Origin of the sequence: Klugiella xanthotipulae, assembly GCF_006716695.1 — a bacterium.
Taxonomy (GTDB): Bacteria; Actinomycetota; Actinomycetes; order Actinomycetales; family Microbacteriaceae; genus Klugiella; species Klugiella xanthotipulae.
In genome coordinates, this window is sequence record NZ_VFPN01000001.1 from 852568 (window position 1) to 875683 (window position 23116).

The 23116-nt window shown below is 63.9% G+C and carries 19 protein-coding genes and 1 CRISPR repeat array (1 of these 20 cut by a window edge); of the genes, 10 read left to right on the plus strand and 9 right to left on the minus strand.

All coding sequences use genetic code 11. The annotated features are described in order from the left end of the window. Positions 1-822: direct repeats of the CRISPR family, unit length 28 nt; unit sequence GGTCTACCTCCGCGTACGCGGAGCGGAT; it begins 543 nt to the left of the window's first position. Positions 823-837: 15 nt separating this feature from the next. The 4 genes from cas3g to FB466_RS03900 all read right to left on the minus strand — a co-directional run bounded on the left by cas3g (position 838) and on the right by FB466_RS03900 (position 8196). Next, on the minus strand, positions 838-4683 hold the full coding sequence (gene cas3g / locus FB466_RS03885; RefSeq protein WP_170206011.1) for a type I-G CRISPR-associated helicase/endonuclease Cas3g: 3846 nt from the start codon (positions 4681-4683) through the stop codon (positions 838-840). A 9-nt stretch (positions 4684-4692) separates the two neighbouring features. Further along, positions 4693-6063 (minus strand): type I-G CRISPR-associated protein Csb2, encoded by a 1371-nt coding sequence (gene csb2 / locus FB466_RS03890; RefSeq protein ID WP_141916005.1) that lies wholly within the window; start codon positions 6061-6063, stop codon positions 4693-4695. Beyond that, positions 6060-7313: a type I-G CRISPR-associated protein Cas7 gene (locus FB466_RS03895; protein WP_141916007.1), complete on the minus strand. Its 1254-nt coding sequence runs from the start codon at positions 7311-7313 to the stop codon at positions 6060-6062. The genes csb2 and FB466_RS03895 overlap by 4 nt, the downstream gene beginning before the upstream one ends. 112 nt (positions 7314-7425) lie before the next feature. Continuing rightward, entirely contained in the window at positions 7426-8196 is a 771-nt protein-coding gene (locus FB466_RS03900; protein ID WP_141916009.1) for a type I-E CRISPR-associated protein Cas6/Cse3/CasE, read from the minus strand. A 184-nt stretch (positions 8197-8380) separates the two neighbouring features. Here FB466_RS03900 and hemE point away from each other — a divergent pair, with 184 nt between their 5' ends. From hemE to FB466_RS03950, 10 genes are all read left to right on the plus strand, one after another. Further along, positions 8381-9538 carry a uroporphyrinogen decarboxylase gene (hemE, locus tag FB466_RS03905; protein ID WP_141916010.1) on the plus strand — a complete coding sequence of 386 codons (1158 nt, stop codon included), beginning with the start codon at positions 8381-8383 and terminating at the stop codon, positions 9536-9538. A 30-nt stretch (positions 9539-9568) separates the two neighbouring features. Next, a complete protein-coding gene (locus tag FB466_RS03910) occupies positions 9569-10984 on the plus strand; it encodes a protoporphyrinogen/coproporphyrinogen oxidase (protein WP_170206013.1) in 1416 nt (471 codons plus the stop codon). Continuing rightward, on the plus strand, positions 10981-11703 hold the full coding sequence (gene hemQ, locus FB466_RS03915; protein WP_141916014.1) for a hydrogen peroxide-dependent heme synthase: 723 nt from the start codon (positions 10981-10983) through the stop codon (positions 11701-11703). Before FB466_RS03910 ends, hemQ begins: the two co-directional genes overlap by 4 nt. After that, on the plus strand, positions 11700-12758 hold the full coding sequence (locus FB466_RS03920) for a ferrochelatase (protein WP_141916016.1): 1059 nt from the start codon (positions 11700-11702) through the stop codon (positions 12756-12758). The genes hemQ and FB466_RS03920 overlap by 4 nt, the downstream gene beginning before the upstream one ends. Beyond that, the gene (hemC, locus tag FB466_RS03925) at positions 12755-13723 is read left to right on the plus strand and encodes a hydroxymethylbilane synthase (protein WP_141916017.1); all 969 of its coding nucleotides are present in this window, start codon (positions 12755-12757) and stop codon (positions 13721-13723) included. The genes FB466_RS03920 and hemC overlap by 4 nt, the downstream gene beginning before the upstream one ends. 8 nt (positions 13724-13731) lie before the next feature. Further along, a complete protein-coding gene (locus FB466_RS03930) occupies positions 13732-14736 on the plus strand; it encodes a uroporphyrinogen-III synthase (RefSeq protein ID WP_141916019.1) in 1005 nt (334 codons plus the stop codon). Between the two features lie 22 nt (positions 14737-14758). Continuing rightward, positions 14759-15751, plus strand: a complete 993-nt coding sequence (gene hemB / locus FB466_RS03935; RefSeq protein ID WP_141916020.1) for a porphobilinogen synthase — start codon at positions 14759-14761, stop codon at positions 15749-15751. Further along, positions 15748-17091 (plus strand): glutamate-1-semialdehyde 2,1-aminomutase, encoded by a 1344-nt coding sequence (gene hemL, locus FB466_RS03940; RefSeq protein ID WP_141916022.1) that lies wholly within the window; start codon positions 15748-15750, stop codon positions 17089-17091. The genes hemB and hemL overlap by 4 nt, the downstream gene beginning before the upstream one ends. Positions 17092-17288: 197 nt before the next feature. Then, on the plus strand, positions 17289-17816 hold the full coding sequence (locus FB466_RS03945) for a hypothetical protein (RefSeq protein WP_141916024.1): 528 nt from the start codon (positions 17289-17291) through the stop codon (positions 17814-17816). A 105-nt stretch (positions 17817-17921) separates the two neighbouring features. Continuing rightward, a complete protein-coding gene (locus tag FB466_RS03950) occupies positions 17922-19121 on the plus strand; it encodes a pyridoxal phosphate-dependent aminotransferase (RefSeq protein WP_141916025.1) in 1200 nt (399 codons plus the stop codon). Between the two features lie 119 nt (positions 19122-19240). Here FB466_RS03950 and FB466_RS03955 read toward each other — a convergent pair whose 3' ends face one another. The 5 genes from FB466_RS03955 to FB466_RS03975 all read right to left on the minus strand — a co-directional run bounded on the left by FB466_RS03955 (position 19241) and on the right by FB466_RS03975 (position 23092). Then, entirely contained in the window at positions 19241-19756 is a 516-nt protein-coding gene (locus FB466_RS03955) for a hypothetical protein (RefSeq protein ID WP_141916027.1), read from the minus strand. A 2-nt stretch (positions 19757-19758) separates the two neighbouring features. After that, positions 19759-20082: a hypothetical protein gene (locus FB466_RS03960; protein WP_141916028.1), complete on the minus strand. Its 324-nt coding sequence runs from the start codon at positions 20080-20082 to the stop codon at positions 19759-19761. 38 nt (positions 20083-20120) lie between these two features. Next, complete coding sequence (locus tag FB466_RS03965) at positions 20121-20645, minus strand: hypothetical protein (protein ID WP_141916030.1); 525 nt, start codon at positions 20643-20645, stop codon at positions 20121-20123. Next, positions 20642-22558 carry a hypothetical protein gene (locus tag FB466_RS03970; protein ID WP_141916032.1) on the minus strand — a complete coding sequence of 639 codons (1917 nt, stop codon included), beginning with the start codon at positions 22556-22558 and terminating at the stop codon, positions 20642-20644. The genes FB466_RS03965 and FB466_RS03970 overlap by 4 nt, the downstream gene beginning before the upstream one ends. A 150-nt stretch (positions 22559-22708) precedes the next feature. Continuing rightward, a complete protein-coding gene (locus FB466_RS03975) occupies positions 22709-23092 on the minus strand; it encodes a DUF3592 domain-containing protein (protein ID WP_141916033.1) in 384 nt (127 codons plus the stop codon). Between the last annotated feature and the right edge of the window lie 24 nt (positions 23093-23116).

Below are 23116 nucleotides of genomic sequence, written 5' to 3' on the forward strand. Positions count from 1 at the left end.
GGTCTACCTCCGCGTACGCGGAGCGGATGTAGGTGAAGGTTTGCCGTGGTGGCTGCCTTGCGGTCTACCTCCGCGTACGCGGAGCGGATTCGCAAACGGCGCTTGAGCTGGACGGGCGGCTCGGTCTACCTCCGCGTACGCGGAGCGGATCCTCACGGGTGCCCGGAACACCTTTGTGGACTGGGTCTACCTCCGCGTACGCGGAGCGGATAGGTGGATCAGCCGCTACAACACCGCCAGATTCGGTCTACCTCCGCGTACGCGGAGCGGATCCGGTGACCGGTAAGCCGACGGCGGAAACGTCGGGTCTACCTCCGCGTACGCGGAGCGGATTCGGTGGGGTCACCGGGGTTGGTGATGGTTACGGGTCTACCTCCGCGTACGCGGAGCGGATGTCCTGCTCTGTTTCCTTGGGGTGCGTCAGATGGGTCTACCTCCGCGTACGCGGAGCGGATCGTCACCCCCGGGAGCCAGAGGTTGAACCCGCCCGGTCTACCTCCGCGTACGCGGAGCGGATCCCCCATTCACCAAGCCGGAAAACCCCGGCCAGGGTCTACCTCCGCGTACGCGGAGCGGATCACTAAAAGAGCTGCTGATAGCGGAGGCCATACGGTCTACCTCCGCGTACGCGGAGCGGATCTGCCGCAACCCATTTACCGGCGGGCGAGAAGAGGTCTACCTCCGCGTACGCGGAGCGGATACCATCGCGAAATTCCAGCAGCAGCGGACCGTGGGTCTACCTCCGCGTACGCGGAGCGGATTCGAGCTTGCCAACGGCAACCGCCTGCTATTCCGGTCTACCTCCGCGTACGCGGAGCGGATACTGATCAGGCATTCTTATGGGAGATTGGCCGATTTACCATCACTCCCCCGACGGTATAGCGCGCCCTTCCAGTAATGATCATATTGTGTGGGGCGCTCTCGTTTTACTTCATACACCCACTCCAAGCCGCTACCATCCCAATCCCACTTCTTGGGCCCGCTGCCGAGGTACACCAGCGCTCGCATTTCCTCCTTGCGGAGAGGGACTGTGGGAAACGGAAGCTGAAGGGCACCTCCATTCTGCGAAATGCCAACTCCCTTCAAGAAACCGCTGCCAAACGCGGCAATTCCGACCAGGACAAGTGGAGCGAGAGCGTTCCGGCTGGCACGGCCACCTTTACGGCTCAAACCGTTTACGGCCGGGTTCACCGTTTCGAAACGGTCCATGCCGCCGTCACATTGCTCATACGCAAATCCGGCGTTGGGGGAAAAGAGCGCACTGACCGCAGCCTCCGCAGCTTGATCGCGACTCGATGGGGTGATTCGTAACAGAGCTGCCTCAGAGTATGAGGCGTTGTTGGCAATCGCTGGAATCGAGAGAGGAACCTTCCCGCTGGCATCCGCCCGCTCAAGATCGTTCACCAACCCCAGCAGTAGGCTGTTTTCCTCTTCCTCGGCGGCAAGCAGAAGAGGACGCAGTTGGTGCGCGGGGGAAAGCTTCTGGTTTTTGATTCCCAGTTTGCTCACTCCGTGTTGTTCAAGAATCCTCTGCGCGTCATCCCACATGTCAGAAGAAAACGCTGCGTGCACGAGGTCATGCGCCGAGAACGTCGTGCGAAGCACAGGTACCAGCGGCGCACCACCCTCCGCCCCCTCCAACGGTTCCCAGCGTACGCTTGCGTGTCCTTTCAACAGCCGTTCCGAGGTGGAAAGCAGGCCCATCACGGCGAACCAGCCGGTAACCGGATGCGTGCTGAGCCCGGCGAAGACAATCGACTCTGCCACTGTGATGGTCGCGTTTCCGGGGTCAGTAACGCGAGGTCTCCCCGAACGCGTCCACTCGTCCGATTCAGCGACGTTCTGGGGAGTTGCCGAAGCCCGCCAATCAGCCAAACGCAGCACAGCCTCCAGGTAGGCGAGGCCCCACACTCCGTAGTGCGCGTTAGGGAACGCAAAGTCATCAGCGTGCGCAAGGGGGTCGGGGTAGGGAATCCCTTCAGCCACTGCGGGGGCTCCTGGAATCGGCTGAAGAATCGGACGGAACCACCCGTGGTGAGAGCCGATAAGGTGGCGTTCCAGAATCAGAGCCGCCAGGGTGGTGACAGCTTCATGCCGCCACCCCTGTTCCAGGCCCGCATTCATCCAGTCCAACCTCCGCCGCTTCTTACTACGCGGCTGCCCGGGGTCAGACTTAGCCAGGAAGGACTCGCCGTCTTTCCGGCGCAAAAACGCCTGGAATTCGGGACGCATTTTGCCATCATCATGATGGAGTCCGGCAAATCCAACCTGTTCGACCAGAGATTCCGAAAGTCCAGCGGCCCGCCCATCACCCCGGCTCCACTGCGCAACCTGCCTCTGGTGCGACTCCAGGCTGCAGTCTCCGGCGACGTTCCCCATCGCAACCTTCCTGACCTGAGCCACCGCGATGGGGTACGGACTCGCAGCCGCATCAACCGCAATCGCCCAGCCCTCAGGTGCCAATCCTTGTGATGTCAGCCAGGTGCGGATCACCGCAGCCACTGAGTTCTTGAGCGGTTCCAGATCTACATCATCGTCGGGCGCTCGTCCGCTCAGCTCCTCACACTCCTCTCGGCAGAGAATCGCTGACCCTCGAACGCTCTCGCCATAGGGCGCATCAAGGATCATCTCACCGAGCGTATATTCGCTGAATACCACATCAACCCGCTGCTCGCCGTACCGGGAGTTCCCTGCGATCCTGCGGATGTGCGCCAAGCCGCCCGTCACCGCCATATCCGATACCGGCACGGTCTCGGGTTTCCCCGTCCAGCCCAGTTCCTGCGTATACCCACCCGCATCGTGCGGAAGAATGACCTTTGGTGCCCGCAACACTTCTGACCATTTTGTGGGCTTACACCAGCAGATGTTCTCACCATCCCACACACGGATTCGCTCGAGGGAAACCACTGGACGATCCTGCGGTGCCACGTCATTGACCGGCTCAGACAGCGCCAACCCGTCCACATCCGTCATGCCCCCAGACAGTTTTGGCTTCTGGAAGAGGAACGCAGCAAAGGCAGCCCGAGTAATCGAGACCTGTTCCGCGTTGTGGGGCCGAAGCCGCGGCCCCACAACGTCAACAGCCTCGTAGTCATGGCGCCACAGGATGCTGATCTCATGTGTCGGTCGCGCATCCGGTCCCGCTATCAACGCGTTCAGTGGAACGTCGGGATTCGGTGTGGGATTGGTCTGGGCAAGAAGGGGAAGCATCGCTCGGTGCACGGTACCGACGCGAGGAGGAACGCACTGCAAGGTTGAGGCATCAAAACCGTCTCGTGCCTGAATCCGTTTCAGCCCCGCAACACTCCAATCAATCGGACTCCCAGCAGACTCGGCATCAAGAACGTGAAGCAAAGAGATTAACCTCTCGACCGGCTCCTCCCCATACACGAGACCCGTCGCTTTGCGAAGGATGGGTTGTGCGTGCGCCGAGTCCCACCCACAGACAACCACCCCCTGCGCAGACGCGGCAGAACCGTCGCGGTTCAGCCGCCCACATCTCTGTACGAGCGCACTCCACGAGCAAGACTCGGTGACCAGCGCGTCAAATGTGACGTCTACACCAACCTCCAACGTTTGCGTTGCCACAACGGTGAGCGGCCCCTCCGGGATGGCCGTATCAGCGTCCTTATTCGGGGAGTTCCCGTCTTTTCGATCCAGACGATCCATCGGACGGAACCTCGACGTGACCAACTCGATGCGGGACTGGGCACCCGGCACATTTTTTGCCGTACCGACCAGCGCGCGATAAACACCCTGGGCCACGTCCACAGTGTTCGCAAACACCACGACGCGTTCTGCACCCCGACTCCAGGCGGCCTGGGCCTGAGCGATGAGCTCCTTCTCAATTCCGCTATCGGTTCCCGTACACCACACGGGAGAGAGTTCCCGTGTGGCCTGTACCCGCTTCGTGACAGCCGGATCCTTCTGCTGCTCGTCCGTGAGCTCGAAGGTCCTTCTGTCCAACTCGTCGAGTGTCGACGGAAGAGTCGCACCCAGCAGCACGGTACGTGCGTGCGGTAGCCCGAGATCGTGAGGGGCCTCCCGTTGCAGGCGCTCCGTGTCGAGAATTGTCGAAACGCTCTGCACCGACAGGTGAGGTTCGTCAAACAGGACAAGCCGATCGATGCCGCACAGTCCCGCCGCAATAGAACGAACCTTTGTACCCACTCCAAAACCACGCAATAGGAGCCGTGACACAAATTGGTGGGCGGTGAGAGACACCAGAACACAACCGCTTGATCGCATCCACGCATAATCGTCTGGACTCTCGCCATGAACTCGCGCGACGACGACCGTCTGGTTATCGCCGGGACCCACCAACGTGTCCAGAGCCATTTTTACGGGCAGCAGTGGACCCGCGGTTGCCTGGTTGATGCAGTCAGCGATTCTCTTCATGTAGAGCGCGGTCGAGTCAATCACCGTGCGGCGGTCTACGACGTGAAATATTCGTTGTGGAGCAGTTCGTGGCCCTCCCTGATAACAATCACGCGCCAACTCGTACACGGCCAAAGCCACCGTGCTCGTTTTTCCCAGCCCGGTAGGAATAGCGACCTGCCCGGGCCATGATTGTTCCGTCGCGATTTCGACAGCCAGCTCTTGTTGCCACAGATACGGTTCCGTGCCACCGTGTAACGCGCGGAAGAATTCATCAAATTGTGGAAAATTCTCACTCTTATTCATGTCGCTCACCTACTCCTCTTCACCCTGAGCCGGCTGGAATACCCCAAAGCCCTCACTCGTTGAGGCGCCGAGTAGGAGTGGGCCGGAAACCTTCTCTTCGCACTCGATACGGACCCACCACTGCCGGTAACCGTCGGGGTAGGAGCCGTTTGACAATACGTGTTGCCAGCGTTTCACCGGTTCGGTCGAGGCCTCCGTGACCCGAGCTTTCACACCGTAGCGCTCAAAGATTTCTCGCTCCGTTTCGTAGGCGAGTACTCTCACGTCAGGAAAAGCCCGCATCGGAGTCGTTGAGGCCCAGTGTCGAGCGTGTGGCCGCAACCGATGAGGGTGAAGGGCCTTCGGCTGGCCCACAGCCTGACCGCGAAAGTGTTTCTGGTGTTCGGTACACCAGTCCGCTATCGCTGCGATGCGTTCACCCTGAGTCTGCGGCGGCTCCTCTGCGCCCGCACCGGGCGACGGTGTGGGTGTCAGTGCGACCCCCACACACCGCCCATCGGCGTGTGCCTGAGCACTCACGGTCAGCGGGATGACCCTCCACCCGGACCCGGTCAGGAGCCGATTGAGTTCGCCGATGACCGACGGAATTCTCTGGTGTTCGAGACCGCGCTCAAACGGGATCACGGTCGCGTCTTGCCCCACTCCGCCCGCACGTGTCGGCGCGTAAACCACAGGCTGGGTGTAACCATCCGGAGGCAGTGGCGGAAGAAAGTTTATGCTGTCATCGTCCGAAAAAACCCGCTCATAGTTGAGATCCATCCAGCGGATGGTGTTCGATTGCCACCCTCGAGATTTTCCGCGATCATGAGGTGTCGGATACCACACCACCCTGGTTTTGTCGCCATCGTGGGCTTCACCCGAAGACAGATAACGAGCCTCATCGCTCTCGTACACACACACGCACGCCGGGTCCTGGGATCGGCCAAAGTAGGGAACCTGCTGAGCGACCGACTGCAATACGGCCAGATCCGCCTGGTCGACATCAACCGTGATGAAGTATCGAAGAGCGGTTCCCGAAAGCGCGAGCGCACCCTGGGGTTTCGGGGTTCGGTTTGAGCTATCCATCGCAAAGCACGAAAGACCGAGAGATGCACCCGCGGTTTTGTCAGTGACGCGGTCTGGAACCCAGGTCCAATCTTGGTATGAATCAGGGATGTCAAGATCGTAGGCGAGGGGTGCCTCAATGACCGGATGCGGCGCAGTCACGATACGGTCAAGCAGCGCGTGAGCCCGTTGCTCTAAGCCGGGTTCCACAATCGCGTGTGCCCCGCTTTTGAGCGCGCCGAGCAACCGCACCGGGGAGGGTGGCCATTCGGGCCGCCCCCCACTGACGAGCCCATGAAACGCGGGACGGTAAAATTCGATCTCTACGCAGATCATTCTGACGTTTCCTGCTTCGTGACCTCGGCCTCCACCCGTTCCGCAATCAGTTTCTGCTGCGCCTCGGAAAAATTCAGCCGAATCGGTGCGGCAAACGAGAGGCCCACCTTCTCTGCGTCGGAGAGGGCCTCACGCAACGCCTCTGCGATGTCGTTAACGCCGTCAATCTCCACGGCCTCAGGAGTGGCCCCGCTCCCCTGCCGCTTCCATCCCCACCGGGTTTCCTCGGCCACAAGAGCACACTCGCTCCGCAAAAAGGTTTCTTCCTGCGCGAGGGCATGCCCCGCCATCGCGAGAAGCACAAGCACGGTAAGAGCCGCAACTCGACGTTCCTCGTTATCAAAGCGAAGCGAGCGGAGCACGGCAAAGGAAATACTCGACTGCTGAAGTATGGTCTCACACATGAATCCCCGCACCTCGGGCTGGCTTGGCACCTGGCCAAGACCGAACGTTGAAGGCTCTTTCCCGCCCCTCTTACCGGGCGCAAGCACCGTCAACGCATTACGAACATTTTCGGCCCGTGACTGCTTCGAGGCCCCGCCCGCGGCATCCAGTTTTGTTGCCCCGGCAACAACTTCTCGGGCACCATATCCAACGATTTCGGAGGAGTATGCCCGGGGAAGCTTGTGGCGCATCGCGCTTCCGGAGGACAACCAGAAGCCATAGATTGCCGAGTTGGGAAAATACTTAAAAAGCGTCTCTGCCCGCTGCGCGCTTGCGGAACAAATCAGCGCCTTGAGCGAGTCGGGGTCCTCCGACTGCCAGACCTGCGTCGTCCCATCCTCGGTCGCAAAACGGATCCAGCCGTCCACATGACGATGGGACAGCTCCCAGGTGGAAACGTTCACATTCAGGGCCGCCATAAATTGCTCATCCAACGTGGCGTTGTCAAACAACTCGGGCTGTTTTCCCTCCGGAATACCCGAGACGACCAGGGCGGGAACGGTGATCCCGAGCCGATCCTGGTTATTCCAGATCGCGGTCTCTGCACGCCCGCTCTGCGACCCCCAACTATCAAGCAGCACCCGCATGGCAGTTCGCGGGGTCCCCTCGTTGTTGTGCTCTATCTGGGTGTACCAGCCGTCAGCATCACGCTTGGGCACAAAAGCGTTCTGCGACATTGCGTAGTTTGGTGCCTTACTGTCGTCGCCTTTCTGGCGTGCATACGTGGGCGGGGCAACGGGGGTGTTCGGCCCGCCCAGCGGTTGGAAGACGGTCTCACTGGCCAGGCCCGCAACGGTCGGGTCGATGAGGTGCTCGCGGACAACATTTTTAGCTTCGAGGTCATGTGTTTCTCTTTCTGTGCAACTGTTTAGAGGTGTAACGGGATGCGGCGCACACCGGTCATGATGGGCCTCAGGTCTAGGCCGACGCTTCGATTCGGATCAGCCCCAAGCCATAGTTTTTCCCTTTGCCCACCCCCTCGCGCCGAGCCTCCGCGAAACGGTCTGCGTCGCGGACAACACCAAACGAGACGAGATCCACCGCGGGGATCGCCTTCCCGTGCACCCCCAGCGACGCAAAGTACACATCGCTCAGCTGAACGCTCGTCGCTTCGAACCCGATAGCGGCGAGTCGTTTGGCAGCCCAGACGCTCCTCTCCACGGGAGGGACGATCACCATTCGAGACCGGTACGACTTTGCATCCGGACCCTGCTTCAGAAGCGGCCTCAGCACGTCAGGTACCTGCGACGGAGGCGTCTTCTGACAGCTCAGTGTGATCCTGAGTGTCAACTCAGCACCCGCCTCCGCGCCGACCTGGGCGACGCTGCCCACCCGAGCACCCAGCAGTTCGGGGGTTTTGGCCGCGGTCTCGGACTGCACAGTCATCAGGCGGGTGTTAGCGTCGAGGTGCCACAACAGCTTAAGCTGGGCCCTCGGATTGACCCCCAGACCAGGGGGAAACGCGGCCATCACGTGAGAATGGCCCCATCGCCGGTTGTTCTGAATTGCATCTGATACAGCGAAGGAAAGTTCAAATTTGTCCATCAGTCGTCTCCATTTCAACCATTTATTTATCTTTAGAATTTTTTCAAGATTTAGCATCAAAATAATTAATGCACAACTCTTGTGGTCGCTCGACGAAGGCTGGGCGTGACGGTAAAATAACATCGAGGTACGACACTCGATCATCGGGTGGTCAGCCGCATTTCTTTTTGTTTAGGCGGAGGAAAAACTCAACGCCCCGCGTATGCGGGGGAGCTTCACCACACACAACTCACTCGATCCCCCGCGACACCACCCACAGATTCCCCCGCAACCCCCTCGCAACCCCTCGATTCAGCAGCATCCCGGCGGGTCTGACACAATTGCTCATATGCATTCGGCCAGCGCCATCACACTTGACCAGAAGCATCCTCTCGTTACCGGGGCCACCGCGGAGTCCCGCCTGGTCCGGGCCTACCAGGGCGTGCGTCAGGAGGTCACCCCCGTCTGGTTCATGCGGCAGGCGGGCCGCTCGCTGCCCGAGTACCGCGATCTGCGCGTGGGCGTGCGGATGCTGGATGCCTGCCTCGATCCCGAACTGAGCAGCGAGATCACGCTCCAGCCGGTGCGGCGACACGGGGTGGATGCCGGAATTTTCTTTAGCGACATAGTGGTGCCGCTAAAGCTCGCGGGGGTTGCCGTGGAGATCGTGCCCGGACGCGGGCCGGTGTTTGAGCATCCCGTTCGCAGCGCGGCCGACGTGGCCGCCCTGCCCCGCCTCGACCCGGCGGCCCTCGCACCCGTGGCAGAGGGGGTGGCCCGCACGGTTGCCGAGTTGGGTGGTACGCCCCTGATTGGTTTCGCCGGTGCCCCCTTTACCCTCGCCGCCTACCTCGTGGAGGGCGGCCCCTCCAAGGACCACATTCGGGCGCGCACCCTCATGCACGCCGACCCGGAGGCCTGGCGCGCGCTGATGGACTACACCTCCGAGCTCACCGGGCAGTTCCTGGCCGCGCAGATCGCCGCGGGAGCGAGCGCCGCACAGCTCTTCGACTCGTGGGCCGGGTCACTGTCGCGCGCCGACTACCTGCGCTACGTGGCCCCGGCATCCGCCGCGGCGCTCAGCCGGGTGCACGGGGTGACCTACTCGGCCGGTGGTGAGACCCGCACCGTACCGCTCGTACACTTTGGCCTCGTGGGGGCCGGAATGTTGCCGTCGTTCCGCACCATGGGCACCGACAGTCGGCAGGTGGATGCCGTGGGCGTCGATTACCGCACCCCCCTCGACGAGGCCCACGCACTACTCGGCAACGACGTGACGCTGCAGGGCAACATCGACCCCGCCCTCCTCACCGCCCCCTGGGCTCAGCTGGAGGCGGCCACCCGAGACGTGCTCAGCCGCGGCCGCAGCGCCCGGGCGCATGTGGCCAACCTGGGTCACGGCGTTCCGCCCGAGACCGACCCCACCGTGCTCACGCGCCTGGTCGAACTCGTCCACTCAATCGACGTGAGCGGGCCAGCCGCCGCGTCGGCCACACCACACCGCTAAACCATCACCACCGAGAGTCGAGCCCTACCCGTGTCCAGCGGACATCAGTTCACCACCGTCGTTATTGGCGGCGGCCTCGGCGGCCTCACGGCCGCTCTCCACTGCGCCCGAGCGGGCCACTCCGTGCTCCTCCTGGAGGCCGGACCAACCCTCGGCGGCATCGTCTCGCGGCACACCCTCGGCGGCATTGAGTTGGATGCTGGGGCCGAGAGCTTCGCCACCCGCAGCACACAGGTACCGCCCTTCCTCGCGAGCATCGGGCTCGGTGACCAGATTGTCGCCCCGCACCAGGCCGGGGCCTGGCTGTTCAGCGCGGATGCCTCGGGTCGGCGGCGCGCGGCCCCGCTGCCCAAGACGGGCCTGCTGGGCATCCCGGGCCACCCACTCGCAGCGGATGTTCGCCGGGTGATCGGCCTACCGGCGGCCCTGCGCGCCGCAACCGACCGCATCCGCAAACCCGACCCCTCATTCAACGCGGTGAGCCTCGGCCAGCTTGTGCGCACCCGACTCGGCAGCGCCACGCTCGACCGGCTCGTGCGACCCGTGGTGGGCGGCGTCTACTCGGCCGACCCCGACACGCTCGCGGTTGACGCCGTCGCGCCGAGTCTGCGCGCCGAGTTGCACCGCACGGGCTCGCTCACCCGGGCCGTCGCGGCCCTCACCGCCCAGGCCGAGCCCGGGTCCGCCGTGCGCGGCGTGATCGGCGGCAACTACGAGATCGTGAGCGCCCTGGTGCGCGAGCTAAGCGCACTCGGCGTCGAACTGCGCACCGACCACGAGGCCGTGCGGCTGAGCCCCGCTGAGGGCGGGACTGGCTGGGTCATCGACGACACCATCACCGCGGCCACCGTGATCGTGGCCACCCCGCCCCGCGCGGCGGCCACACTGCTCGCGGGGGTGCACAGCGAGCTCGTACCACGCACGGCCCAGCCCACCGCCACCCGCATCGACACCGTTGTGGTGCGCTCCCACGCCCTCGACTCCGCCCCGCGCGGCACCGGGATACTGCTGGGCGAGACTCACGGCCTGGTCGCCGCTAAGGCCCTCACCCACGTATCGGCTAAGTGGGCCTGGGTGGCCGAGCGGCTCACCCCCGGCGTGCACGTCATCCGCGTGTCGTACCGGGAGGAGACCATACCCGAGCGCAGCGGCCTGGTGACGAGCGCGGGCGACCCCTCGGTGGCGTTGCACGACGCGAGCATCCTGATGGGCGTCCCGCTCACCCCCGCAGACCTGATCGACTACGACACCGTCACCTGGACCCAGTACCCGGTGACCCCCGCCTCGGTGCGCAGCGTGCGCACCCGGCTCCCGCACTACCCCGGGCTGGGCGTCACCGGCTCGTGGGCGACCGGAACCGGGCTCGCCTCGGTCATCCCGGGCTCACTTGACGAAGCCGAACGAGTCTGTAAATCATTCGATACCCCTGAAGGAATGGAATCATGAACGACGCATCACCCTCAGCCGACGCCACCACAGCCCCGGAGACCGGTCCGAGCGGATTCACCCTGTTCTCGGTGCTCCGCCGCAACCCTGCTCACGAGGTTGTCTTCGATAACAGCGACGTTCCCCGCGTCGTCAGCCAGCTTGACGACATCGTGGGGGCGCTCACCGACGAGGGCATCACGATCCGTGGCTTCTACGACGTGAGCGGCCTGCGCTCCGACGCCGACGTGATGATCTGGATGCACGGGGACACCGCCGAGGGCCTCCAGTGGGGTCTGCGCGAACTGCGCCGCAGCGCCCTGCTCTCCTCGCTCCTGCCCACCTGGAACGCGATGGGGGTGCATCGCGATGCGGAATTCAACCGCTCACACGTACCCGGCTTCCTGCGCGGCGAGGAGGCCCGCCAGTGGCTCACCATCTACCCGTTTGTGCGCTCGTACGACTGGTACATCCTGCCCGAGGAGGAGCGCCGCGCAATGCTCGCCGACCACGGCCGCAAGGGGGCCGCATTCCGCGATGTCGTCGCGAACACCGTCGCCTCGTTCGCGCTCGGCGACTACGAGTGGCTGCTGCCGCTCGAATCCGACAACCTGGTCAGCCTGGTTGACCTGATGCGCGCCCTGCGCGACACCGAAGCCCGCCGCCACGTGCGCGAGGAGGTGCCCTTCTTCACCGGGCGCCGCATTGAGACCGTCGAACTCGTCGAGGTCTTGCAGTGAGCCTGAACGCCTATGACGGCATCCTGCTCTCAAGTTTTGGTGGCCCAGAGGGCCAGGAGGACGTGATCCCGTTCCTCAAAAACGTGACCCGCGGCACCGGGGTCCCGGAGGAGCGGTTGGAGGAGGTCGCCCACCATTACCGCGCCCATAACGGGGTGAGCCCCCTCAACGAGCAGAACCGCCAGCTCCGGGCCGCGCTGGAGGCCGAGTTGGCCGCCCGCGGCATCGACCTGCCGGTGTACTGGGCCAACCGCAACTGGTCCCCCTACTTTGCCGAGGCAGTGACCGAGGCCCACGCGCACGGCCACCGCCGACTGCTGGCGCTCGTTACGAGCGCCTACACGTCGTACTCAGGCGTCGATCAGTACCGCGAAGACTTCGTGCGCTGCCTCGACGAGACCGGTCTGAGCGATGAGGTATCGATTGACCGCATCCGCGAATATTTTGACCACCCCGGTTTCGTTACCCCGTTTGTCGAGGGGATTCGGGATGCCGTGGCCCTGCTCACAGACGAGGGCGCGGCCAGCCGCATCCACGTGCTTTTCTCGACGCACTCCATCCCGGACTCCGCTGCGCTCGCCTCCGGCCCCGAATTTGGCCCGGGCGGTGCCTACGTGGCGCAGCACCGCGCCGTGGCCGGGTACCTGTCGGAGGAGGCGGCCCCCGGTATCCCGTGGTCGCTCGTCTACCAGTCACGCAGCGGCCCGCCGAGCCAGCCCTGGCTGGAGCCCGACATCAACGAGGCCATCGCCGAGCTCGCCGAGATGGAGTACACGGCCGTGATTATCGTGCCGCTCGGCTTTGTCAGCGACCACATGGAGGTGATCTGGGATCTCGACACCGAGGCCATGGCGACCGCCAGGGAGCACGGCCTGGCCGCGGTACGCGTGCCCACACCGGGCACGCACCCCGCGTTTGTCTCCGGCCTGGTTGATCTCGTGATCGAGCGCGCCACCGAGGCGGCCTGGGCCGACCGAGCCGCGGTATCCGCCCTCGGGGCGTGGCCCGACCACGACCGGGTGGGTGCCCGCACGATCCAACCCCAAACGGCGTGACCGCCGCCACGGAGACGCTTGCCCCGGGTGCCCCGCTTCGGCTGGGCACCCGCGCGAGCGCTCTCGCTACCACGCAGAGCAGGCAGGTGGCCGACCGCATCACCGAGCTGACCGGGCATCCCGTTGAGTTGGTACACATCACCACGCACGGGGACGTGACCCGCGCATCACTGTCGAGCCTGGGCGGCACGGGCGTGTTTGCCACGGCCCTGCGCGACGCCCTGCTGCGCGGCGAGTGCGACCTGGTGGTGCACTCCCTCAAGGATCTGCCCACCGCGCCCTGCCCGGGGCTGGAGATCAGCGGCATCCCGCTGCGGGCGGATGCGCGCGACGCCCTCTGCGCCCGCGACGGTTTCACGCTGTACTCGTTACCCGAAGGTGCCCGCGTGGGCACGGGTTCGCCGCGACGCATCGCGCAGCTGTACGCGGCCCGGCCCGACCTCACGGTGATCGATATCCGTGGCAACATCGACACCCGACTCGGCCGCATCGAGGATGATCTGGATGCCGTGCTGCTGGCCGCCGCTGGCCTCGGCCGACTGGGTCGCACCGATGCCATCACGCAGCTGATCGACCTCGCCGAGTGGCCCACCGCGCCGGGCCAGGGCGCGCTCGCCCTGGAGAGCCGCGAGGGGTCACCCGTCTCGGCGGCACTCGCCGCCCTCGACGATCCGCACACGCGCAACTCAATTACGGCCGAACGGGCCGTTCTCAACGCCCTGGAGGCGGGCTGCGCGGCCCCCGTCGGGGTGTCCACCCTGGCAACCAGCACCGCAAGCGGTCGGGGCCACAGCGTTACGGCACAGGTCTATTCCCTCGACGGGATGGAGTCCCTCACTGTCACCAGGGAGCTTCCCGGCGTATTATCGGCCCAGGCCCTACTGCGCAGCGAAGAGCTTGGCCGCGATATCGCGCGGGAGCTCCTCGACCGCGGGGCCGCCACCCTGGCCCCACTCGGAAGGTAACCCACCCCATGCCCGATTCCCCCCAGACCCCCCGGAGGGTTGACTCGTTTGACCCCCTCGCCTCCGTGCGGCGTAGCGTCGAGACCGCCGAGGGGGGTGGCGACCCGGATGACCTGGATGCGAATACCCGGGAGATCCCGACCATCCCGGACGCTGCGGATACGATCATCCCCGACACCGAGGACACCATCATCCCCGACGCGGAGGACACAGTAGTCCCCGAGACCCCAGAACTCCCCGCACCCCGCCGCCTCAAGGCGTCCCTGTACGGCCGACGCATCCTGCTGCCCCGCGGCGGCGAGTGGGGCCGGGTCGCGAGCGAACAGCTCAAGGCACACGGTGCCACCCCGCTCGTGGTACCTCTGATCGCCACGGCCCCCACGAGCACCCCCGAACGCCTCGACGCGGCCATCCAGGCCCTGCGCAGTGGCGGCTTCGACTGGCTCGTCGTTGCGAGCGCAAGTGCCGTACCCGCAATCGCGGCGGCCGCCTCCGGTCTTGCCCCCGGCACGAGTGTTGCCGCGGTCGGTCAGGCCACGGCCGACGCCCTCAACACCGCGGGTTTCCCCGTGCACCTCGTGCCGCAGGAGGAGAGCTCCGCAAAGGCCCTCGTCACCGAGTGGCCGCCCACACCTGAGGGCGCGCGCGCGTTGCTCCTGCAATCCCAGCTCTCCCCCGCCTACCTGGGCGAGCAACTGGCGAAGATCGGGATGCGCGTGGCCACCGTCGAGGCATACCAAACGGTGCCCGTCGAGGTGCCCGGCTCCACCCTCAACGCCGTGACCCGCGGCTTCCTGAACACCGTCTTTGTCACGAGCCGCAGCGTGGCACAGCAGGTTGCGGCCCAACTCATGCCGCTGCACCCCGACACGCTCGTGGTGTGCATCGGGGAGTCCTCGGCGACCGCGTGCCGCGAGCTCGGCATCCCCGTATCCACCGTGTCGAAGCAGCAGAGTGTGCCCGGGATGCTCACCGCCCTCACCCAGCTACTCACCTCCACCCGCCCCAGCTAACCCGTAAGGAGAACCACCCACCGTGCCGGATAACCCCACCGTTCGTCCCCGCCGACTCCGCGCCACTCCGGCCCTGCGCCGCCAGGTGGCCGAGACCCGGTTGCACAGCGCAGACCTGGTTTTGCCGATGTTTGTGCGCGAGGGACGCTCGGAGCCCACGCCGATCTCCTCGATGCCCGGCGTGGTGCAGCACAGCACCGACAGCTTTCGGCGGGCTGTCAGCGAGGCGTGCGAGTCCGGTATCGGCGGCATCATGCTTTTCGGTGTGCCCGAGACCCGGGACGCGGTGGGCAGCGGGGCAACCGACCCGAACGGCATCCTGAACGCGGCCACCCGCATCGCGGTCGAGGAGGCCGGCGACGCGCTCACGGTACAGACCGACCTGTGTCTCGACGAGTTCACCGACCACGGCCACTGCGGTGTACTCGACCGGCACGGCCGGGTGGACAATGACGCCACCCTGAAGCGCTACCGAGACATGGCCGTGGCCCAGGCGGATGCCGGGTCACAGATCCTCGGCCTCTCCGGCATGATGGATGGCCAGGTTGCCGCCACCCGCGACGCCCTCGACCAGACCGGGCACCCCGAGGTGGCCCTGCTCGCCTACTCGGCCAAGTACGCCTCCGCCCTCTACGGGCCCTTCCGGGAGGCCGTCGATTCGCAGCTCACGGGCGACCGCCGCACCTACCAGATGGACCCAGGCAACCGCCGCGAGGGGATGCGCGAGGCCAGCCTCGATATCGCAGAGGGAGCCGATATCGTCATGGTCAAACCCGCGCTCAGTTACCTGGATGTGCTCGCCGATATTGCCGCCGTCTCGCCCCTCCCGGTGTGGGCGTACCAGGTGTCCGGCGAGTATGCCATGATCGAGGCCGCCGCCGCGCGGGGCTGGATTGACCGCAACCGGGCCATCCTGGAGTCGGTCACGAGCATCACGCGTGCGGGGGCCGACACCGTACTCACCTATTGGGCCGTCGAATTGGCCGCCTGGATCCGCGAGGGAAAAACCGCATGACCACCAACTCCGAGCTCTTCGAGCGCAGCTCCCGCCACATCCCGGGCGGGGTGAACTCCCCCGTCCGCGCTTACGGGTCGGTGGGCGGCGCGCCCCGCTTCATCGAGTCGGCCACCGGCCCCTACGTATCGGATGCCGAGGGCACCGAATACGTGGATCTCGTCGCCTCCTGGGGCCCGGCCCTCCTCGGCCACGCCCACCCCGAGGTGGTGGCTGCCGTGCAGCGCGCCGCAGCCCGCGGCCTGTCTTTTGGTGCCCCCACCGCGGCCGAGGCGGAGCTCGCCGAGGTGATCTCGGAGCGCGTGACGGCGGGCGGGGTCAGCCCCGTCGAGCGGGTGCGTCTCGTCTCGACGGGCACCGAGGCCACCATGACGGCGATCCGCCTGGCCCGCGGCGTGACCGGCCGCGACCTACTCGTGAAGTTTGCCGGCCACTACCACGGCCACTCGGATGGGCTGCTCGCCGCCGCCGGGTCGGGGTTGGCCACACTCGCCCTGCCGGGTTCCGCCGGGGTAACGGCGGCCACCGCGGCCCAGACCATTGTGCTGCCCTACAACGACCGCGCGGCCGTCGAATCTGTGTTTGCCGAGTTCGGCGGGCAGATCGCGGCCGTGATTACCGAGGCTTCCGCCGCCAATATGGGGGTGCTGCCGCCCGAACCCGGCTTCAACGCGTTCCTGGCCGGGACCGCGCACACACACGGCGCGCTGCTGATCCTGGACGAGGTACTCACCGGGTTCCGCGTGGGCCCGGCTGGCTGGTGGGGCCTCGAAAACGCAGCGCATCCCGAGCACGCGTACGTGCCCGATATCATCACCTTCGGCAAGGTCGTGGGTGGGGGGATGCCGCTGGCCGCGCTCGGCGGCAGCGCCCGCGTGATGGAGCACCTCGCCCCGCTCGGCCCGGTGTACCAGGCGGGCACGCTCTCGGGCAACCCGCTCGCGGTTGCGGCGGGCCTGGCCACACTGCGGCTCGCCGATGCCTCCGTGTACGCCGCGGTGGATGCCGCAGCCAACACCATCTCCACGGCCACGAGCGCCGCACTCACCGAGGCCGGTGTCGCCCACCGCGTACAGCGGGCGGGCAGCCTGTTCAGCTTTGTGTTTGGCGAGCGGTTTGTGGCGGATGCCCCGCGCGGCTACGACGAGGTGCAGGGCCAGGAGGCCTGGCGTTACCCGCCGTTCTTCCACTCGCTGCTGGCCGACGGGGTGGCCCTACCGCCGAGCGTGTTTGAGGCCTGGTTCCTCACCGCGGCGCACGACAGCACGGCAATCGAGCGGGTACTCGCGGCCCTACCGGCCGCGGCACGGGCAGCGGCTACGGCCGTCGCCCCCGGGTAACCAGCCGGGGGCGACATTCCCCGGACGGCATGTTCACACCCCTGCCCGGTTAAATTCAGGGGGATATTTTAGCGCACCTCGACGTTGAATTTGATTCAATTCAGTATTCGCATAGGATTATTTCGACAGACGCCAGGAGTTCTCACACGAACTGTGTGTCATATATTCCCCCATCCACCACGAGAAAGTTAACGACCGTGAGCCTCACGATTAACAAGTCCGCACGCATCCTGATGGCCGCCGCAACGGCCGTCCTCACCGTCGGCGCGCTAGCCGGCTGTAGCGTCATTGATTCCATCACCGGAGCCACCACGGGCACCGAGACCCGCGACGAGGAGGGCACCGTCACGGAGGGCGGCCAGGCCGACGTCTTCCAGATCAAGGTCGGCGACTGCTTCAACGACGAGGGCACCTCCGAGTCGGAGGAAATCTCAGACGTTCCCGTGGTGCCCTGCTCCGAACCGCACGACAACGAGATCTTCTTCGACTTTGAGTTGACGGGCGACACGTTCCCCCTCGTCACCCTCGAGGACGACATCCTCGCCAAGTGTGGCCCCGCGTTCAAGGAATTCATCGGCGTTGACTTCAACGACTCGGTGATCGAGATGAGCTACATCGCGCCCACCTCGCAGACCTGGACTCAGATGGATGACCGCCTGGTTAGCTGCTTCGTGATCGACCCCGACGGCCAGACCACCGGCTCACTCAAGGGTGCCGCCCGCTAGTATCCCGCACACGAGTGCCCGTCCCTCCGGGGGCGGGCATTTTTGTGCCCGCCCGGTGCCGCCTGACGCTATCGAACACCGGGGCGATACCGTAGGCTGGTTTCCGTGAGTGAGTTCCCCCGGTTATCCCAGAAAATCGCCAACATCGCCGAGTCTGCAACGCTCAAGGTGGATGCCAAAGCCAAGTCCCTCGCCGCGCAGGGTCGGCCCATTATTAGCTACGCGGCGGGCGAGCCCGATTTTGCCACGCCCGAGCACATCGTGGAGGCGGCCGCCCAGGCCCTCCTCGATCCCCGCAACTACCGCTACACCCCGGCCGCGGGCCTGCCCGAGCTCAAGGAGGCCATCGCCTTCAAGACCGCGCGCGACAGTGGCCTGGAGGTGCCCTCGTCGAGCGTGATCGTCACCAACGGCGGTAAGCAGGCGGTCTACCAGGCGTTCCAGACCCTGCTCGACCCGGGCGACGAGGTACTCGTCCCCACGCCCTACTGGACGACCTACCCCGAGGTGATCGCACTCGCCGGTGGTGTGCAGGTAGACGTTTTTGCGGGGGCCGACCAGGGCTACCTCGTCACGGTCGAACAGTTGGAGGCCGCCCGCACCGAGAAGACCAAGGTGCTCCTCTTTGTGTCCCCCTCCAACCCCACGGGGGCGGTGTACTCCCCCGAGCAGACCCGCGCCATCGGCGAGTGGGCGGATGCCCACGGCCTGTGGGTTGTCAGCGACGAGATCTACCAGAATCTGGTCTACGGCGAGGTCACGGCCACCTCGATTGTTGCGGCCGTGCCCGCGCTGGCCGACCGCACCATCCTCGTCAACGGCGTGGCCAAGACCTACGCCATGACCGGCTGGCGGCTGGGCTGGATGGTGGGCCCCGCCGACATCATCAAGGGTGCCGCGAACCTCCAATCGCACCTGTCCTCCAACGTCAACAATGTGGCCCAGCGTGCGGCCATCGCGGCCCTCACGGGAGACCAGGGGCCGGTTGAGGATATGCGCCGAGCCTTCGACATCCGCCGCCAGACAATCGTCAGCGAGCTGAACAAGATTCCCGGCATGTCCACCCCCACGCCCGAGGGCGCGTTCTACGTGTACCCGGATGTCACGGGCCTGCTGAACCGCGAGTGGAACGGCGTCACCCCCACCACCTCGCTGGAACTCGCCGACCTCATTCTGGACCAGGCCGATGTGGCTGCGGTGCCCGGCGAGGCTTTTGGCCCCAGCGGCTACCTACGCTTCAGCTACGCACTCGGGGATGCCCAACTGCGTGAGGGCGCGCAGCGCCTTCAGCGGCTGTTTCGCTAGCCCGAGCGCCACACAAACCAGCCGTGAGGGGCGGTTCGACCACCAGGTCGGACCGCCCCTCACGTTGTGGAAACCTCCCGGGCCGGTCGCCGGGCTACCCTGCGGCCCGGTCGGTGCGCTCAGAAATCACCGCCCGGATACACACCCTCGGGAAGCGTGAAACACACCGAACCAGAATCAATCCGAATCGTACCCGGAACAAAATCCTCACCGAGGATGTAGATTTCCGCGGTATCAGGAGAACGCAACTGCGCCTCGTATCTCCCCATGACGTTGAGTCGGGTCTTAATGTCGAACCGGCTGTCCAGATAGTGCTCTTCGATATCCTTCACAATCGGCTCAATCTCCGTACCCGGAACCACAGTAATAGTCGTCGCACCATTCCAGTTGTGTTCCGTTTTACTACAAGAGAACAGCATTCCGGTCTCTTTCTGTTCGATAGAGACAATCTTATCTGGCGGGATGAGGCCCGCGATTTCTAACTCCATTTTCTGCGTATCGGCTTTCGCTTCCTGCCACGTCAATCCCATATCTTGACCCTCTTCCACGTTTCCCCCACGACCCGTACCTGAACAACCACTCACACCGATAACGAGCAGCACAACCGCCGCCACGACCACAGAAACACGCATCACCCTCACGCCTTCACCAACTCTCGGAGATCTCTAAGCACTTCCCTGTTGTCTTTGCTGTCGGTTGCGATGAGGTTATGGTTATCCGTCAACACCTTAAGACGATCAACTACCCCCGGGATCGAGTTATCCTCGAGAACCTCATCATCAGGACCCTCGTAATACGGGAAACTCACAAACCCCGGATGACGCCGCGGATTATTCCCCTTCCACACATACCCCTGCTGCTGCGCGGACTGAAGAATATCCCAATACGACAGATCCACATACCCCGTCTTCGGCCTCGGCTGCCACTCCGGAAGCATCCCCGCACCCGACAACGAAATCACCGTCCGATACTCCGTGCGCTGCCTCGACGAGACCGGACTCAGAAATCACCGCCCGGATACACACCCTCAGGAAGCGTGAAACACACCGAACCAGAAACAATCCGAATCGCATCCGGAGTAAAACCCTCAGTAATGATGTAGATTTCCGCGGTATCAGGAGAACGCAGCTGCACCTGATACTTCCCCACAACGTTGAGTCGGGTCTTAATGTCGAACCGGCTGTCCTGATAATGCTCTTCGATATCCTTCACAATCGGCTCGACCTCCACCCCTGGAACCACAGTAACGGTGATCCCACCATTCCAGTTGTGTTCCGTTTTACTACAAGAGAGCAGCATTCCGGTCTCTTTCTGTTCGATAGAGACAATCTTATCTGGTGGGATGAGGTCCGCGATTTCTAACTCCATTTTCTGCGTATCGGCTTTCGCTTCCTGCCACGTCAATCCCATATCTTGACCCTTACCCTCTCCCACATTACCCACATCGCCGGTATCTGAGCAGCCGAGGAGACCAACGAGAGCGACCACCATCACCATCACCGCCGCACCACGTCGAATCTTCATGCCTTCGTCAACTCCACCAAATCTTCGAGCACTTCCCTGTTGTCTTTGCTGTCGGTTGCGATGAGGTTATGGTTATCCATCAACACCTTAAGACGATCAACTACCCCCGGGATCGAGTTATCCTCGAGAACCTCATCATCAGAACCCTCGTAATACGGGAAACTCACAAACCCCGGATGACGCCGCGGATTATTCCCCTTCCACACATACCCCTGCTGCTGCGCAGACTGAAGAATATCCCAATACGACAGATCCACATACCCCGTCTTCGGCCTCGGCTGCCACTCCGGAAGCATCCCCGCACCCGACAACGAAATCACCGTCCGATACTCCGTGCCCGCGACCTCAGAACTCGTCAGGTTCGCCACACCCCAACTATGCCCAATCCCTATCTGATGCACCGCGCTCAAACGCGGATCAGTACGCATTCCCCGCCCAAAACGAGCTAATTGCTCTCCCGCAGCCCGGGCAGTCTCAGGATCATTCGCCTCGGTCACTCGAAGCATATTCGGAGACGCCGAGGTGTCGCCCTCCCCCGGAAACAACCCGTCCTTATACACAAACGCCACAGTACCCGGCAAGTTATCCGCAAGATACTTAGAAATCTGTTGCACACCGCCCGTGTAAAAAGATCCCAACCCCGTAAACGTGCCCGGCACATACGTCACAACACGCTGCGTATCCGGCCCCGGAGTACCAATCATCTCCACAATCCGTGACTGCCCACGATCATACAAGTACAGCTGCACCTGACCCGATTCCACCTGCTTCAGATACGCGATCTCTTCACGTAAGAAATCCGCCCGGTCACCCCCACCCGCTAACTCACCGCTCTCCACCCCCCGAAGCTCAATCTCTACCGCCTTCAATAACACCGTCGAGTTCACCCGATTCGCCCGCACCCGCGCAAGCGCCGGAACCCCATCAAGCGCACCAAAAACATCCGGAAACCCCTCCAACAACGCGTCCTGCTGCCGCGAATACTCCTCCCCCACACCCACCGGGTTCAGACCAGCCCACCACTCAGAGATCTTTACCGGATCAATCCCCTGCAACCGCAACAACAACTCAGGAGAACCCGCGAGCAGCACCCCCAGATCCTCCCCAGACAGAGACCCAAAAATCTCCAACAACTCCGCATCCCCCACCGGCACAGCCCGAACCACCGACGCCCGAGCCAACACAACATCACTCAGCCGGCCACCCCCAGCCCGCTCAAAAGCATCCGCGACCTGGTCAATCCACGCCACATCCTCCTCATTCTCCGAGACCAAAAACTGAAACCCAGACAAAAACGTCACCGAATCAATCGGCACCCACGAGCACGACCCCGTGAACCCCGCCCACGCACCCCGAACCCGAGTAAGGTGCGTATCCAACACACCATTACTCCCCCGAGACTGCCCCACAAAAACACGCAAACTCGCCGGCACCGCAGAACTCATCGCCCCCGAACCACCACCAGCCCGCACCCGCTCCCGCGGACGAAACATCACCGACAACGACGGCGGCGCAACCGCCACATCAAACGGCTCCGGATCATACAACGGAACCGGCATCCACGGAGAAGACGACAACGGCCCCGGAGCACTCAACCGCGCAGCCTCCCGCGCAGCCTCCCGCGCCTCCCACGCCGCCACCTCCTCTTGACGAGCCAACTCTTCCTGAGCCTTCAGCTTCGCGACCCCCACATCCTCAGCAAGACCCTCCAACACCCGAGCCAACCTCACCCGATCCTCCGACTCAACCACACACGCAGTCGTAAACAACTTCGCATACGCCCCCGAAAACCCCTCCGCCGCACACTCCACCGCCAACCGGCGAGGAACCCCCTGACCCCTCAACTCCACCGCCGCATCACTCACCGCCCGCACCAACGCATCCGCGACATCCACATCAAACGCTAACGACACCACACAACCTCCACACGCCAACCGCCCCGATCATACCCACCCACCACAACCACAACCAAAACACCTCACCCCAGGTACGAAAAACCTGCACCACACCACCAGACACCCCCGACCACGCCACACCCACCAAGCCCGGGGCCTGGGGGAAACTCAGTACTGACGCACAATATCCGGCTCAGCGATGAGGAACTGTTCGGGTTGCGCCGGGTTATACGTGACCATCACCTCAGAACCCGGCGCATATTTGCCCGCAAAGACAGGACTAACCAGGTCGAGTTCCATCCGCGACGACACCGGTTGTCCATCAGCGGACGTAAACGTCAGCTCGATAATGATGGGCGAAATCCGGTTATCGGACGCAAATTTTCTCCGAAACGACCGAATCCTGGCCGTCGCCGAGAGCCCACCCAAGGCGAGAGCCTCGTCCCTGCTCCGAAGCTTTCTCGTGTTAATCACGGCCGACACCATCACGCAAACGATCACCACGGCAACCAACCCTGCAATGATTTTTGCCACCGGAATAATGATTTCCATAACTTCTCCTCCTACGCACCACTC

Excerpts from the sequence above, each read along its gene's own strand:
- hemE (WP_141916010.1), top strand. The coding sequence starts at position 8,381 with ATGCATTCGGCCAGCGCCATCACACTTGACCAGAAGCATCCTCTCGTT.
- cas3g (WP_170206011.1), bottom strand. The coding sequence starts at position 4,683 with ATGAATAAGAGTGAGAATTTTCCACAATTTGATGAATTCTTCCGCGCG.
- FB466_RS03975 (WP_141916033.1), bottom strand. The coding sequence starts at position 23,092 with ATGGAAATCATTATTCCGGTGGCAAAAATCATTGCAGGGTTGGTTGCC.
- hemL (WP_141916022.1), top strand. The coding sequence starts at position 15,748 with ATGACCACCAACTCCGAGCTCTTCGAGCGCAGCTCCCGCCACATCCCG.
- hemQ (WP_141916014.1), top strand. The coding sequence starts at position 10,981 with ATGAACGACGCATCACCCTCAGCCGACGCCACCACAGCCCCGGAGACC.
- FB466_RS03965 (WP_141916030.1), bottom strand. The coding sequence starts at position 20,645 with ATGAAGATTCGACGTGGTGCGGCGGTGATGGTGATGGTGGTCGCTCTC.
- FB466_RS03930 (WP_141916019.1), top strand. The coding sequence starts at position 13,732 with ATGCCCGATTCCCCCCAGACCCCCCGGAGGGTTGACTCGTTTGACCCC.
- csb2 (WP_141916005.1), bottom strand. The coding sequence starts at position 6,063 with ATGATCTGCGTAGAGATCGAATTTTACCGTCCCGCGTTTCATGGGCTC.
- FB466_RS03900 (WP_141916009.1), bottom strand. The coding sequence starts at position 8,196 with ATGATCGAGTGTCGTACCTCGATGTTATTTTACCGTCACGCCCAGCCT.